The organism is Streptomyces sp. 4F14 (assembly GCF_048159485.1).
Classification (GTDB): Bacteria; Actinomycetota; Actinomycetes; order Streptomycetales; family Streptomycetaceae; genus Streptomyces.
Map to the genome: position 1 here is coordinate 1 of NZ_JBLRVY010000017.1, position 15,329 is coordinate 15,329.

Sequence of the window (15,329 nt, forward strand, 5' to 3'; positions counted from 1 at the left end):
AGGACGGTCACGACGACGTCCACGACCAGTGCTGGAAGTACGACAACGCCCGTCTGGTCCTGAACGGGAAGTCGAGCCGGCTGGTCAAGGTCTCCGAGAACGACGACGACAAGAGCAGCGTCTGGCGGATGGAGAACGACGACGCGTCCAGGGTGACGCGCACGCTCGGCGCGGACAACAGCGACAGCGACGGCGAGCACTGGACGGTCGTCACGGGTGACGGGACGACGTACGAGTTCGGTCTCAACAAGCTTCCGGGTGCCGACACGGAGCGCACCAACTCCGTTGCCACGGTCGCGGTGTTCGGCGACGACGAGAAGGAGCCCGGCTACGACAAGGGGAGCACCTTCGCGGACCGGTCGCTGGTGCAGGGCTGGCGCTGGAACCTCGACTACGTCAAGGACCCGCGGGGCAACGCGGCCACGTACTGGTACACGAAGGAGTCGAACTACTACAAGAAGAACAAGTCGACGACGGCCAACTCCTTCTACACGCGCGGTGGTTACCTCGACCGCATCGAGTACGGCCTGCGCGCCGACGCGCTGTTCACCGACAAGGCCGATGCCCGGGTCACCTTCGGGTACGCCGAGCGCTGCACCGCCTCGGACTGCTCCAGCCTGACCAAGGACACCGCCGACAACTGGCCGGACGTCCCCTTCGACGCGATCTGCGCGAAGGACGCCGACGACTGCAACTCGACCGGGCCGTCGTTCTTCTCCCGCAAGCGCCTCACCGGCATCGCCACGTCCTCGTACAACGCCACCACTGGCGGCTACGACCCTGTCGACTCCTGGGATTTCACGGGGAAGTACTTGAAGGCAGAAGACCTGGCCGACCCGTCCGACCGGGTTCTCACGCTGACGTCCCTGAAGCGGACCGGCAAGGCGGGTGACAGCAGCATCGGGCTCACCCCGATCGGCTTCACCTACGGGATGCTGCCCAACCGTGTCGATGCCGTCGATGACATCCTGCCGCTGTCCCGGCCGCGTATCTCCACCGTCACTTCGGAGACCGGTGCGATCACGACGGTCACGCTCTCCGGGGAGGAATGTGTCCGCAGCGAGGTCCTGAGCGCCGCCCCGGACACCAACACCCGCTCCTGCTACCCCCAGTTCTGGCACCCCAACGGGGTCAAGGACGCGCAGATCGACTGGTTCCACAAGTACCGGGTGCTGGCCGTGACCGTGTCGGACCCGGCCGCGAAGAACGAGACCGTCGAGAACGCCTACTCCTACAGTGGCGCCGCCTGGCACCACAGTGACGACCCCTTCACCCCGAAGGACGAGCGGACCTGGTCGGACTGGCGCGGCTACCGTCAGGTGACCGCCTGGACCGGCGCAAAGAACGTCACTCGCTCCCGCACTGTCTCCCTCTACTTCCAGGGCATGGACGGCGACAAGAACCAGACCGGTCCCGCCGACTCAGTCTCCCTCGCGCCGCTGGCGGAACCGGCGCTCGGCGTGGCCACGGTCACTGACAAGGACGAGTACGCCGGCCAGCTGCGCCAGCAGGTCACCTACGACGGCAACACGGCGATCTCGGCGTCGGCGAACGACCCGTGGTCGAAGCAGACCGCCGCCCAGGACGCACCTGACGCGGCAACTCACGTCGCTCGCTACGTCCGCACCGAGAGGACGCACAACTACACGTATCTGACGGCCCCCAAGACGTGGCGCGAGAGCCAGACCGCGACCACCTTCGACAGTTACGGCATGCCGGTCACGAGTGAGGACTCCGGCCAGATCGGCAAGACCGGCGACGAGACCTGCACCCGCACCTGGTACGCCCGCGGGGGTGACTTCACGTCCCTGGTCTCCCGCGCTCGCACGGTCGGCCGCACCTGCGCGACGGCGGACAGCGGACTGAGCCTCCCCGCGTCGATGAGCCCGACCGCCCCCGCGCGCGGTGACGTCCTGGCGGACGTGGCCACCGTCTACGACACGGCGAACGCGACCACCTGGGCCGCCGACCAGACCCCCACCAAGGGCCTGCCGACCTGGACCGGCCGCGCCACCGGCTACCCCGCCACGGGCGACCGCGCCCCCTCCGGCTGGCAGAAGCTCTCCGCCACCACGTACGACACCCTGGGCCGCCCCGTCAGCGTCAGCGACGCGTCCGCGAACCCGGCCAGCACCATCGCCTACACCCCCGCTGCCGCCGGCCCGCTGACCCAGACGGTCACCGCGAATGCGAAGCAGTACAAGACCACCAGCTTCCTCGACCCGCGCCGCGGACTCGCCCTGCGCGTCTACGACCCCAACTCGAAGAAGACAGAGAGCACGTACGACGCCCTCGGCCGCCTCACCCAGGTGTGGCAGCCCAATCGGGCGACGGGTCAGGCCCCGAACTTCAAGTTCGCGTACAAACTCAACACCAGCACGCCCTCCTGGGTGTCCACATCGACCCTGAAACGGGACGGCGAGACCTACAACACCAGTTACACCCTGTACGACTCCCTCCTGCGCCCCCTCCAGGCTCAGTCGCCGACCCCGCTGGGCGGTCGCCTGGTGACGGACACGCGGTACGACACCCGCGGTCTCGCCTACGAGTCGTACGCGGAGGCATTCGACTCCAAAACCTCACCCGACGGCACATACAAGCGTGTCGAATACGGCGGATCGCCTGTCCAGACGCAGACCATATTCGATGGCGCGGGCCGTGCGACCGGCAGCACCCTGTACGTCTTCGGCGTCAAGAAGTGGGCGACGACGACGGGTTACACCGGTGACTCGGTCGCCACGACCGGACTCGACGGTGGTTCGGCCAAGCGCGTGATCACCGACGTACGTGGCCAGGCGACGGAAACCCGCACCTACGCCGGCCCGAGTCCCGCCGACGCGGCGTACGGCACGGGCCCGGGAACCTCGTACACCACGACGAAGACGGGCTACGAGCTCGACGGCAAGCAGAAGACGCTCACCGGACCCGACAACACGACCTGGTCGTACACCTACGACCTGTTCGGCCGCCAGGCCAAGGTCTCCGACCCGGACAAGGGGATCTCGATTGTCGAGTTCGACGTCCTCGACCGCCCCGCGAAGGCGACGGACTCCACCAGCACGTCCGTCCTGACCGGGTACGACGAGCTGGGCCGCGTCACCGGCACCTGGAAGAACACCCGGACCGACGCCAACCAGCTCACCGGCTACACCTACGACACCCTCCTGAAGGGTCTGCCGACGTCCTCCACCCGTTACGTCGGCGGCAAGACGGGCTCGGCGTACACCCAGACGGTCACGGCCTACGACACCCTCGGCCGCGCCACCAACACCAAGCTCCAACTCCCCTCCACCGACCCGTTCGTGACGGCCAAGCAGCCTGACACGCTCGCCTTCGAATCGCACTACAGCCTCGACGGCACCCTCCAGCAGACGAAGGAACCCGCCCTCGGCGGACTGCCGTCCGAGAACATCGACTACGGCTACGACGACCTGGGGAACCTCAAGTCCGTCGGCGGTGCCACCGGCTATCTCCTGGACGCCTCCTACTCCGCGACCTCCCAGCCGCAACAGCTCACCCTCGGCACCGGAGGCAGCGGCAGCAAGGGCGTCTACGTCACCAACATCTACGAGGAAGGCACCGGCCGCCTGACCCGCAGCAACGTCACGGACCAGACCCACCCGTACATGTTGCAGGACCTCAACTACACCTACGACCAGACCGGCAACGTCACCAAGATCAGCGACCCGACCCTCCTGGGCGGCAGCAGCACCGCCGACAACCAGTGCTTCGTCTACGACGGCTACCAGCGCCTCACCGAAGCCTGGACCCCGACCTCGCAGAACTGCACGGACAACCGCAGCGCCGCCAGCCTGTCGGGCCCGGCCCCGTACTGGTCGAGCTACACCTACAACACCGCCGGCCAGCGCACCAGCGAGACCGTCCACAAGAGCACCGGCGACGCCAAGACGACGTACTGCTACACCAAGACCGCCCAGCCACACACCCTGAGCGGCACGACCACGGGCACGGACTGCGCCGCGCCGCAGAAGACGTACCAGTACGACACCACCGGCAACACGGTGACACGGCCCGGAAAGAGCGGAACCCAGGCCCTGACCTGGACCCCCGAAGGCAAGCTCAACAAACTCACCGAGAACAGCGTCGCGACCGACTACCTCTACTCGGCCGACAACACCCTTCTCATCCGCGCCACCCAGAACGGTGAACGCGTCCTCTACGCCGGCGCCACCGAACTTCACCTCCGCGCCGACGGCACGGTGTGGGCACAGCGCATGTACGCCGGCCACGCTCTCCGTTCGAACGAGACCGGCACCAACAAACTCACCTACCTCACCAGCGACCACCACGGCACCTCCTCCCTCTCCCTCAACCCCGACACCGCCCAGACCTTCACCAAGCGCTACACCACCCCCTTCGGCGCCGACCGCGGCACCCCCCTCTTCGGCCCCTGGCCCAACGACAAGGGCTTCCTCGGCAAGACCCGCGACGCCACTACAGGGCTCACGCATATCGGGGCCCGCCAGTACGACCCCGTAATCGGCCAGTTCATCAGCGTCGATCCGATCCTGGATCCGGCCAACCCGCAGACCCTCAACGGCTACAGCTACGCCGCCAACAACCCCGTCACCTTCAGCGACCCCACCGGCCTCTGGCTCGACGACGGCACCGGCCGCAACGAACCCCGCCCCGACGGCAAGGGAGGCGGCCGAAACCCGAAACCGGGCATCCCTGCCGGCGGAACCGGGAAGAACGGCTGCTACTACACCTGTGCTCCTGCCTACACCCCCGGAGTCGGCAGCGGCGCGCACTCCGGCGTCACAACTGGCTCTGGGAATACAGGAACCCCGGGCACGGGCGGAATCATCCTCGGCTGCAACAGCAGAACCCAGACCTGCCAGACAACAGTCGGACAGGACCCTTACTGGGACGAGGTATCGGGTGCCGGGTCCTCTCATTTCGAGTGGTCATGGTCGGCCGTGAAGGAAATCGGTCTTGCAGGTTGCAGTTGGGTTCCCGGCCTGGGCGCTGGTTGTGATGCCTATGACTTGAAACGGTCATGGGATGAGGGTGATACCTTCGGGGTGATCGCCGGAGGCATTGGATTTCTGCCAGGTGGTGACATATTCAAAGCGCCCAAACAGCTGGACAACATCGGAGATGCGGGCAAAACCGTAAAAAAGGTTGCCAGTGCCTGCAAATGTTTTCTCGCCGGAACTGATGTCCTTTTGGCTGACGGCAAGGCCAGGGATATCGAGGACGTAGAACTTGGTGACAAGGTCCTGGCGACCGACCCTGAGACTGGCGAAACCGGCCCTCGCGAAGTCACCCGCCTCATCCGAACCGAGGGCGACAAGTACTTTAACGAACTCTCCATCGCCACCCCGGACGGCATCGAACACCTCACTGCCACCCACGAACACCCTTTCTGGTCCCCCTCCGAGTTGGACTGGGTCCCTGCACGACAGCTCGAGCCGGGAATGACACTGCGTACGGATGGCGGCTCCACCGTCATTGTGACCAAGAACAAGAGTTTCACCAAGCAGGCACGCACCTACAACCTCACTGTCGACGACCTGCACACGTACTATGTACTGGCAGGAGGGACCGCGGTACTCGTTCACAATTCGACACCGTGTGGTCCGTCAGTGGGGCCAGGTGCCGACTTGGCTAATCTGAATGGGTCTGAAAGGGCGCGAATTCAGAATGCTGCGAACAGAATTGGCCATCCAATCTCTGTAGTTGGTAGCCGTGCTTCTGGAACGGCAGGTCCGGAGTCTGACTGGGATTACGTGATTACGGGAATTAACAGTCGGACGAAGCATTCGGTCTCTAGTTCAATCCCTATGGCTGATGTCACACTTGGGGTCGGCCGAAGGCAAGACATCTTTACTGATGTAGAAGTTGACAAATCGTCGCCATATATCACCTTTTATCCGCAAGGGTGAATTGGTGCAACCTTTGGCATGATTGTCTAGCGTGATCGGTGGCGGCTGGATCCATGGCCGCCACCGGTCCTGTTGTCTGACGATGGTGAGATGGGAAGGGTAGGTTATGGACAAGGGTTCTGAGCGCGTCTCCTCGTGGGGGCGATTCCTGTATGAGCGTCAACGAGATCCGATTTTGTGGGCGGGGGGAGTGCTTCAAGGTGTTGCGGATGTCTTGGGGCTCGATGGTTCGCCGCATATCCAATCCGTGTTGCGTTTGGTCTCAGAAAGGAGTGAATGGTGGGGTGCCCGTGCAATTTTCGATCAAATTCGCCAGTATCGACTGAATGAAGGGAACTCCCTTGCGATTGGCGAGGATCAGTTGCTGAGGCTCGCGGAAATAGTGGCGAAGCTCGCGCATAATGCATCCGGAGAGACTCCTCTATTTGACCGCGAGGCTGGCTGGCAGATTGGTCCGATTGTTTACCGTATCGCTTCGGAAGTGCCGGAGGTTGCGCATCGCGCCCTCTTGGCTTCCGTCTTGGGGGGATGGCCCGTCGAGGAATGACGGAGCTTTGTTTGGGCGGGTCGATGCTGACGGATTGGGTATTGGTCTGCTTCGATGGCATAGTGTAACGCTGTTGGTTATCGTTCACCGCAATGGCGTAATCCCGCTCCGTGAACCGCATCCGCAGCTCCTGCTTGAAGGGACCTTTGGGTGAGCCTGGAGTGTTCAGGGAGCGACTGTTCGTTGTCGAAGAGAGGCAGTAGAGGCCGCAGAAGGGGTGCGCGGTGTAGGACCTTTCGGAGCTTCACCACCATACGGTCCAGAGATTCCCCGTCCGCGTCGACCGAAGAACAACTCCCCGGTGTATGGCGCGATCCTGCTCATCTGGAACGTTAGATCGGCGGCGTTCCGTACAGTTCGCGAACCGTGTGGTAGCGATCGGAGGGGCGTCGGGTGGTTCGGGCCGCCATCTGCGGACTTGGAGGGGGTGCGGCAGGCGAACCGTCGACGAAGAAAATATCATCCCCCGTGTCGGAAGCCCAGGAATCGGAGGTCTTCATCGGTAATTGTGAAGAGTTCTCCGCTATGGCCGAGCTGGTCTTATTGTTGATTTCGTGCCGTCTTCTTCTGTGTTGAACGATGTGGCGATAATTTATTCTTGGGAGCGGAGAAGCGTTGTCGTTGGGCTAGGGGTGAGGAAGAATTGGTACGTCGTGGAATTTTCTCCATTCGATCAGTTACTCGATGTGAGGGGTGAAGTGGGAGCGGCAGGTGCGTGGGGTGTCGGCGCGCGGATCGGGATGTTCTGTGGCGGGGTGACCTCGGTCGTTTCGGCGGTTGTCATCGGGAGGGTATGGGCCGCCTGTGATGTCGGGGTCGGTGCATCGGCGAATTCGTTCGCGCTGGTGATTGTTGTGCCTGCCGTCTGGGTGGCCGTGGCTCTCTCGTGGGTGTTCGTCTTCGGAGTGGCCGGCAGGCTTCATCGCGGTGCGGCATGGGCGGCAGGGGCGGCGCTCAACACGTGGCTTCTCTGGTTCACGGTCGTATGGCTGGGGATCCTGGACTCCTACCCCGACCCCGTCTGCCCCGGAAACGTCCCACCCTGGTGGCCCGCCCTCATCCCCGTGTAGCTCGAAGGTATACCTCCGCCACCACCATCAACTCCGCCCCCATCGCCGCGACTTGCTCCCCGGGCACCACCCTCCCCTCCACATCGGACTCCCGCCCCTCAAGCTCCACCGCCACCACCTCGTCCACCCCCAGCACCGGACTCTCCCACCCCGAGAACCGCACCCGAAGCCCCTGCTCGAAGGCCCCCGGCAGATGCCACAGGAACAGTTGGTCGTCGCCGAAGAGGAGATAGCGGAGGCCCTCAAGAGGGTCAAGGCGCTCCCGGTACAGGACCTTCCGCAGCTCGACCGTCATATGGCCCAGGGATTCCGCGTCGACATCCATCCGCCCGAAGAACAACTCCCCGGTGTACGGCGCGCTCTCGCCCACCCGGAACGTCAACTCGGCGGCGCTGCCGTACAGTTCCCGGGCCGTCCGATACAGCTCGGACGTCGGCTGCACCCGGACCACCGTCTGCTCCCCGCCCGTTCCCAGCCGCACGGCGTAGACGGTGTCGAGCCCCAGCAGCAACCAGTCGCTCACCACTGCAACGCCCCATCAGGATCAGGCGACTTGGGAAGCCGCCGGCAGGCGAACGCGGCGATGAACACATCGTCCGGCGCGGTGTCGGAGGCGACGGCGGAGGACGCGGTCATCTCGTACTCCTGGTCGCGGATGGCGAGTTGGGATCCGTAGGAGAGGACTTGGATCTTCACGAGCTTCTTGCGGCGGGTGCGGACGGCGAAGACGGCGCCGGGGGCGAGGTCGGTGCCGGGGATGGGGGCGTCGCGGTAGCGCAGGCGGTCGAGGGCGCGTCCGTCGAGGCCGTCGTAGTCGACGGCACCGAGGAGGACGAGGCCGGTGTCGGCGCCGGGCGCGAGGCGCGCACCGCTGCCGTCGCCGGTCCACTCCCAGCGGATGGACGCCTCGTCCATGCCGACTTCGAGCCGCCAGGTGTCGAAGTCGAAGGTGGTCATGGGCGGCCAGGTGTTCTCGGAGGCGGCGGCGGGGGAGTAGGTGTGGGCCTCCCGGGTCAGATGGACGTTGCGGGCGAGCGCGATGGACTCCACGTACGAAGGGCAGCGCCCCTGGGGCGGATCGCCGCCGTCGCTCAACTCCCGTACCCCGGAGGAGAATCGCCAGGCACGGGACCCGAACAGGTCCATCGGCGGATCCAGCCAGGGCCGTACGACGGACACCACCCGGTACTCGAAGGCGAGTTGGAAGACGGACGTGTCGGTGGCGCGGTGCCCGAGCGCGGCGGAGAAGGCGGCCGGCGCCTGGTCCGCGAGGGTGAGGAAGAGCTCGCGGGTGAGCCGGACCTCGGTCCAGGGGGTGTCGAGGGCGGCGGCGGGGGAATAGTAGGTCGGCGCGTAGAGAAGGCCGTTGGGGGCGGTGGAGAACTGCCCGGGCGCGTTGGGGTTGAAGGCGTCGCGGTGGCGTTTCCAGGTGGCGGACGGGGACTTGGACGCCAGCTCGGAGGACTCGCGCAGCGCGTCCTCGACCTCGGCCTTGCGGCCCGCCGTCTGCCACGCGTCCAGTGCGTCGTCCCGCTTCTGCCGCAGGTCGGGTTCCTCGATCCGGGCCCAACGGTCGTGCGCGGCGGGGTCGGTGGACATCCGGGCCGCGTCCTCGGCCCGGCGGTACTCGCGGTCGGCGTCCGTCCAGTTCTGCCGGGTGGCGCGGTAGGCGCGCAGCGCGGCGGAGGGCGCGGGATCGCCGGTCGAGGGGTCGGGGTCGTAGAGGTAGTCGATCGCCGTGTCGTACCGGGTGCGTTCCTCGGGGGTGAGGGAGCTGCGCGCCAGGTCGGCGGCGAGGACCTCGCCGTACACGTCCCACAGATGCGGAGTGACCGGCGGGGTCCAAATCGGGTGGGTGGGGATGCGGTTGGCGAGTTCGGAGAACTCCGCGAGGACGGCGGCCCGCCGGGCGTCGAGGCCGCCTTCGAGACGGAACTCGGCGTCCTTGTAGACGAGCGGGGTGACCGGGAGGGAGACCAGGTGGTCGGCGTCGGTCAACTGGCGCCAGAAATGGGCGCCGAGACCGAAGAGGGACGCCGCGTCCACGGGGGACGCGGCCCACACGTCCAACTCGGCCATCAGACCAGGGAGTCCGGGTCGATGCCGTCGAGCAGGTTCGGTGTCTTGCCCAGCAGGTGGTTGACGAAACCGATGATCTGCATGCCGGGGATGGTGATCGTGGAGCCGTCGTTCTCGTAGTGGTAGCGCCGGTCGGACTCCTGGTGGCTGTAGCTGCCCCGCGCGCTGAACGGCCCGAAGCCCACGCTGGCGCTCGCCGAGAACGAACTGTCGTGCGTGCGCAGGGCGGAGGCGAACGACGCCGAGCGGATCGCGACGTCCTTCACGAAGATCGCCTGGAGCGGGTAGCCGATGAACCGGCCCTGCGGCGGCCTGCCCCCGTCGGACGGCATCTGGTCGTAGTTCCAGCCGTGCCCCTTGCGCAGATCCCAGCCCCGGTTCTCCAGGAACTCCGGGTAGAACCACGGCCGTACGATCTGCACCTGCGCGAGTTTGAACGACATCGCGAAGTCGTCCACCGCGTAATTGGAGTCGTACGTCGTCGAGTTGGACTTCACCCCGGCGTTCGCGCTCCAGAACCCGAATCCGAAGCCCCCGCCCGCCGACCACGACGTGTTCTCGGTGTGCTGATGGGAGTCGACCTGGGTGTGGTAGATGGAGTAGTCGGTCCAGCCGCTCGCCGTCGCGAAGTCCCCGGGGACGACGGTCGTGTAGTAGAACTGCTGGCCCGGACCGGCCGCGCCGGTGACCGTGCCCTGGTCGTAGAAGAACTCCAGGTTGCGCTTCCACAGGAGCATCGACTTCTCGGTGGTCTGGTCGACGAACGCGTGGATGGCCTCGACTTCGTTCTTGTAGCCGCCGGTTGTCCAGTTGTCCATCGCGGCGGCCACCTGCATCCCGTACAGCTGCGCGTTGTTGGACCAGTCGGCGACGGCCTGCATGCCCGCCTCGCCGGTCGCGGTCTGCGCGGCCGTCCGCTTCGCGTTGTACAGCATCGCGGCCTGGATGTACGCCTGCATCCCGGCGTTGTACGCCTTCTGCATCGGCGAGTCCTCGGTGACCTGCTTCTCCTCCTCGGTGATGATGTCCTTCACCGTCTTGGTGACCCGCAGCAGCCCGCGCATCCTGTCGAGCCGCTTCTGCTGCTCCGGCGTGAGCTGGTCGTCGATGACCTTCGAGAACTTGAGGATCTGCCCGTAGATCTCGCTGAGCCGCGCCCCGCTCGCGTTGCGCCACACCCCTTCCTGCCGGTCGGTGGAGTACGCGGAGGTCACGTCCGGGATGTAGTCGATCAACGACGCGAAGTTGAACGCCTGTTGGAGCAGCAGCCGCTGTTCCGCCACGTTCTGCCCCGACGCGATGCCCTCCGCCGCGAACCTGAAGTCAGCGGGCTCGTACGGCAGTCCGGGCATGCACCAGGTGATGAACGAGTCCTTCGCCGGCGGTACGGTCCCGTCACCGCCGGTCATGATGGAGTAGAGCTGGTTGCGGAAGAGGTTTCCGAGGTCGGCCAGTTTGTACGCCATGGCGTGTCCGCCCTTTCCGGGTTACCGGTGCGCCGCGATCGAGCGCATCGTGCTCGCCAGCACGTCGTAGTAGTTCGGGGCCGACGCGTACCCCGCCGAGGCGACCGCCCGCGCGAACGCGTACGGATCGTCGGTGTGCTCGAAGGCCGGTGCGTAACGGCCGTTGTCGCGCAGGAAGTTGCCGTGCGCGGAGAACGACTCCTCGGGGGACGCGTACACCCGGAACCAGTCGCGCACGTCGTAGTCGTACTTGCCGTCGGCCCGGGGCGTCACCGAGATGACCTCCGGGAACGGCACGTCCGGACGGCTCAACACCTCATGTGTACGGACGAGTTGACGCGTCTCGGATGGATCGGACGCCTTCGCCTTCACGCCGAAGAAGTTGTTGCCCGGCGCCTTCTCGCCCCACCCGGACTCCAACGCGGCCTGCCCCAGCGTCACCAGCGCCGGCACTCCGGTCGCCGTCTCACTGGCGTCCGCGTAACCCCCGTACCGGGCAACGAAGTCACCCACCTTCGAGGGCGCGGACGCCGCCGCCGACCAGACCGCGTCGTACGGCCCGACCAGGCCCGCCCACTGCTCCGACACGGTCTGCGGGACGCCGTCCTGCCGTTTGGTCGCCCAGTCGACACTTACGTACTGCGTGCCCTTGAAGAAGTAGGCATGCCCGTTACCGGGGTTGAGCGCGCCGTCGAGACCGGTGCCGACCCAGGAGGGGTCGACGCCGGACCAGCCGTCGGCGATCGCCTTGGGGTAGCCGGGGTCCTGCCGGTCGCCCGGCAGGTCGTAACGGGCGTACTGCGCACCGCAGAAGAAGTAGAGCTTCCCGTCGCCCCAGTTCATGACGGCGTCGATCGTCTCGAACGCGAGCCCCGCCCAGTTCCCGCTGATCGGCAGCGGATAGTCGGCCTCGACCTCGCGCGTCTCGTACGGGATCCGGACGTACTCGGTGCCCCGGAACACGTACAGATACCCCTGCCCGAGGTCCACGGCCCCGTCGATCCCCTCCTCCCAGCCGGGCGGCAACCCCGCCCAGGTGTCGGTGAGTTGCTGGTCGAAGTCGGGGTCGGCGGAGTCCGCGTCGATGTTGAAGGTCCGCACCGTCGAGCCGGTGAGGAAGTACGCCTCGGGGATGCCGCCCATGCCGCGCCCTTTCGTCGGTAGGTTGTGCACTCATTTCTAATGACATGCGCGAGGTGAGCGCTTGAGGTGCTGGTCCCGTTCCTGTCCCGTCCCTCTGGGGTCTCGGTCCCTGCATGTCTGTCCCGCCGGCCGTCACCTCCTGTCCCCTCCGGCGTTCTCGTTCGAGTGAATGCGAAAGGCCGGTGCCCCCCGACGAGGACACCGGCCGTCTACGGCGTTCAGGCCGCCAACTCGGCCTCCACCTCAGCCCTCTTGGTGCCGTCCCGCATCACCAGCACCGCCACCACGGCCGCCACCAGCACCCCCGCCGCACTCACCGTGAACGTCGTGCCCATCGAGTCCGTGAACGCCTCCCGCGCGGCGGCCAGCACCCCGGGCTCGGTGGCGCCCGCGATCGACTGCCGGGCCGCCTCCGGTGCCTCCTTCGGCATCCGCTCCGTGTACCCGCTGGTCAGCAGCGAGCCGAGGATCGCGATCCCCAGCGCCGTACCCGCCTGCTGGATCGTGTCGTTGAGCGCGGAGCCGACGCCCGCCTTGTCGGCCGGGATGGTCCCCATCAGCGCGGCGACCGCGGCCGGCATCGCGAGCCCGGCGCCGAGCCCGAGAAGTCCCAGCGAAACGGCGGGAGTTGTGAACCCGCTGCCCGCGTCGACCGTCGTCATCAGCGCGAAGCACGCCACCATCACCAGCATCCCCGCGAAGATCACGAACCGGTTCCCGTACCGCGCCGACAGCTTCACGCCCACCCCGTTGCCGACGAGGGCCGCGACCGCCAGCGGCAGGAACGCGAGCCCCGCCTCGACCGGCGAGTAGCCGAGCACGAACTGGAGGTACTGCGTCAGCACCAGCAGCAGACCGCCGTTGCCGATCTGGACGAGCGCCAGCGAGAGCGAACCACCCGTGAAATTACGGTGCTTGAAGAGGACCAGCGGGACCATCGGGGAGGCGGTGACGTTCTCCCACACGACGAACCCGGCGAGGGCGAGCACCGCGACGGCCACGGTGAGCGCCGAACGCCCTTCGAAGGCACCGTGCTTGGGGATCTCGATGATCCACCACACCAGCGCGGTCATCCCGACCGCCGACAGCACGGCGCCGATCGGGTCCGCCTTCTGCCAAGGCGCCCTGGACTCCGGCATCAACGTCACCCCGGCGACCAACGCCAGTGCCACGACGGGGACGTTGAGGAAGAAGATCGAGTGCCAGGAGAAGTGGTCGATCAGGACACCGCCGAGGACCGGGCTGCCGACCAGGCCCAGCATCGACACCGACCCCCACGCGGCCATCGCCTTCGGCCGCTCCTCCTCGTCGAAGACCGTGATCAGGATCGACAGCGTCGACGGCATGATCAGCGCCCCGCCGACCCCCATCGCGATCCGAACGGCGATGACCTCGGCGGGAGTTGTGCAGAACGCCGCCGCCAGCGAGGCCGCCCCGAACAGCACCAGGCCGATCAGCATCACCCGGCGCCGCCCGAACCGGTCGCCGAGGCTGCCGGAGGTGAGCAGGAGGCCCGCGAAGACCAGGATGTAGGAGTCGAGGATCCACTGCGTGTCCTGCGCGCTCGCCCCGATGTCCGAGGTCATCGACGGCACGGCCACGGTCAGCGCCATGCTGTCGATCGTCAGCACGACCGTGCTCAGGCAGAGCACGACCAGAATCCACCAGCGCCGCGCGCTCCTGACGTGTCCGTCCATCGGGTTCCCTCCCTTGCGAACGCCGTGCGCCTGGTGCGTACGGTGTTCTCGCCGTCGTTGCGCACACTGTACGCCGCGCGGAACGGTGTGCGCAAGGCTGTGGTGATCGCCACAGCCTTGATCGATTCGGAGGTATGTGAAACCTCAAGAATTCCAGGTAAGAATGCGGTATGAACGATCGGAAAGCGGTTTCCGGTTCGCCCCCCACTCAACCCCTGCCACCCCCACCCCTGCTCCCCACCGACCGCACTGTCCTCGGCCTGGCCCCCGAGTTCGCGCGCTGGCAGGCCGAGAAACCGGTTGTCCGCGTCCGCCTCCCCGACGGCAACCAGCCCTGGCTGGTGACCCGGTACGCCGACGCCCGCACCGTCCTCGCCCACCCCGCGTTCAGCGCCGACGACACCCGCCCCGGCTTCCCCGGCACCCGTGCCAAGGCCAGACCGCGCGGACCCGGACAGTTCCAGCTCATGGACGCCCCTGACCACACCCGTCTGCGCCGAGCCCTCATCCCCGAGTTCGCCCACCGCCGCATCCAGAGTCTGCGCGGACAACTCCAGCGGATCGCCGACGAGTTGATCGACGCCATGACCGCCGACGGCACGACGGACGCCGACCTCGTCGCCGCCTACGCGCTGCCCATCCCCATGCTCACCATCTGCCGCCTGCTCGGAGTGCCGTACGAGGACAGCGCGTTCTTCGAGGCGAAGTACCGCGTCGTCACCAGCCTCGACACCGAGCCCGCCGAAGCCCTCGCCGCCCGGGGCGAGTTGTACGGCTACCTCCGTGAACTCCTCGACAGGCGGCTCTCCGAGCCCGCCGACGACCTCGTCTCGCGGCTCGCCGCACGCGAGGAGATCGCGCCCGAGGAAGCCGTCGGGATGCTGTCGCTGGTGCTCGCCGCCGGCCACGACACCACCGCCAACATGCTCTCCATGGCGGTCATTTCACTGCTCCGGGACCCCGCCGGGCTCGCCGCCCTCCAGGCGGACCCCGCGCGCTGGCCGGACGCGGTGGAGGAACTCCTGCGCCAACTCTCCGTCATCCACGCCGGGTTGCGCCGCGTCGCCGTCGAGGACACCGAGGTCGGCGGGGTGCTGATCCGCGCGGGGGAGGGTGTCGTCGTATCGCTCCAGATCGCCAACCGCGACCCCGCCGCCTTCCGGGGTGTCACCGACACCCTCGACCTCGCCCGCGGGTCCCGCCACCACCTCGCCTTCGGGCACGGCCCCCACCAGTGCATCGGCCAGTCCCTCGCCCGCGTCGAACTCCACGCCGGGCTCTCCACGTTGTTCCGCAGGCTGCCCGGCCTGCGGCTCGCGGCGCCGGCCGAGAGCCTCGAACTCTCCCGCAGCGCGGTGCACGGCGTCCGCACGCTCCCCGTCTCCTGGTGACCTCCCCGAGCCTGACGATCCGTCACC

General features: G+C 66.8%; 9 protein-coding genes. 4 read left to right on the forward strand and 5 right to left on the reverse strand.

The window, feature by feature from the left end:
• The 3 genes from ACLZOT_RS27425 to ACLZOT_RS27435 form a co-directional block, all read left to right on the forward strand.
• Positions 1-5,909: polymorphic toxin-type HINT domain-containing protein (locus tag ACLZOT_RS27425; protein ID WP_416971756.1), on the forward strand; the 5,909-nt coding region annotated here is incomplete at its 5' end.
• Positions 5,910-6,015: 106 nt separating this feature from the next.
• On the forward strand, positions 6,016-6,456 hold the full coding sequence (locus ACLZOT_RS27430) for a hypothetical protein (protein ID WP_416971757.1): 441 nt from the start codon (positions 6,016-6,018) through the stop codon (positions 6,454-6,456).
• A 554-nt stretch (positions 6,457-7,010) separates the two neighbouring features.
• Positions 7,011-7,526: a hypothetical protein gene (locus ACLZOT_RS27435; protein ID WP_416971758.1), complete on the forward strand. Its 516-nt coding sequence runs from the start codon at positions 7,011-7,013 to the stop codon at positions 7,524-7,526.
• On the opposite strand, the gene ACLZOT_RS27440 is transcribed toward ACLZOT_RS27435, so the two are convergent.
• The 5 genes from ACLZOT_RS27440 to ACLZOT_RS27460 form a co-directional block, all read right to left on the reverse strand.
• Positions 7,513-8,049, reverse strand: coding sequence for a hypothetical protein (locus ACLZOT_RS27440; RefSeq protein ID WP_416971759.1), 537 nt, complete (start codon positions 8,047-8,049; stop codon positions 7,513-7,515). The genes ACLZOT_RS27435 and ACLZOT_RS27440 overlap by 14 nt on opposite strands.
• Complete coding sequence (locus ACLZOT_RS27445) at positions 8,046-9,605, reverse strand: hypothetical protein (protein WP_416971760.1); 1,560 nt, start codon at positions 9,603-9,605, stop codon at positions 8,046-8,048. Before ACLZOT_RS27445 ends, ACLZOT_RS27440 begins: the two co-directional genes overlap by 4 nt.
• The gene (locus ACLZOT_RS27450) at positions 9,605-11,071 is read right to left on the reverse strand and encodes a hypothetical protein (protein WP_416971761.1); all 1,467 of its coding nucleotides are present in this window, start codon (positions 11,069-11,071) and stop codon (positions 9,605-9,607) included. The genes ACLZOT_RS27445 and ACLZOT_RS27450 overlap by 1 nt, the downstream gene beginning before the upstream one ends.
• Positions 11,072-11,092: 21 nt before the next feature.
• On the reverse strand, positions 11,093-12,214 hold the full coding sequence (locus ACLZOT_RS27455; RefSeq protein ID WP_416971762.1) for a hemopexin repeat-containing protein: 1,122 nt from the start codon (positions 12,212-12,214) through the stop codon (positions 11,093-11,095).
• A gap of 218 nt (positions 12,215-12,432) precedes the next feature.
• On the reverse strand, positions 12,433-13,911 hold the full coding sequence (locus ACLZOT_RS27460) for an MFS transporter (RefSeq protein WP_416971763.1): 1,479 nt from the start codon (positions 13,909-13,911) through the stop codon (positions 12,433-12,435).
• Between the two features lie 170 nt (positions 13,912-14,081).
• Between ACLZOT_RS27460 and ACLZOT_RS27465 the strand changes: the two genes are divergently transcribed.
• Complete coding sequence (locus ACLZOT_RS27465) at positions 14,082-15,302, forward strand: cytochrome P450 (RefSeq protein ID WP_416971764.1); 1,221 nt, start codon at positions 14,082-14,084, stop codon at positions 15,300-15,302.
• Positions 15,303-15,329: the final 27 nt, after the last annotated feature.

Excerpts from the sequence above, each read along its gene's own strand:
- ACLZOT_RS27460 (WP_416971763.1), bottom strand. The coding sequence starts at position 13,911 with ATGGACGGACACGTCAGGAGCGCGCGGCGCTGGTGGATTCTGGTCGTG.
- ACLZOT_RS27450 (WP_416971761.1), bottom strand. The coding sequence starts at position 11,071 with ATGGCGTACAAACTGGCCGACCTCGGAAACCTCTTCCGCAACCAGCTC.
- ACLZOT_RS27455 (WP_416971762.1), bottom strand. The coding sequence starts at position 12,214 with ATGGGCGGCATCCCCGAGGCGTACTTCCTCACCGGCTCGACGGTGCGG.
- ACLZOT_RS27465 (WP_416971764.1), top strand. The coding sequence starts at position 14,082 with ATGAACGATCGGAAAGCGGTTTCCGGTTCGCCCCCCACTCAACCCCTG.
- ACLZOT_RS27430 (WP_416971757.1), top strand. The coding sequence starts at position 6,016 with ATGGACAAGGGTTCTGAGCGCGTCTCCTCGTGGGGGCGATTCCTGTAT.
- ACLZOT_RS27445 (WP_416971760.1), bottom strand. The coding sequence starts at position 9,605 with ATGGCCGAGTTGGACGTGTGGGCCGCGTCCCCCGTGGACGCGGCGTCC.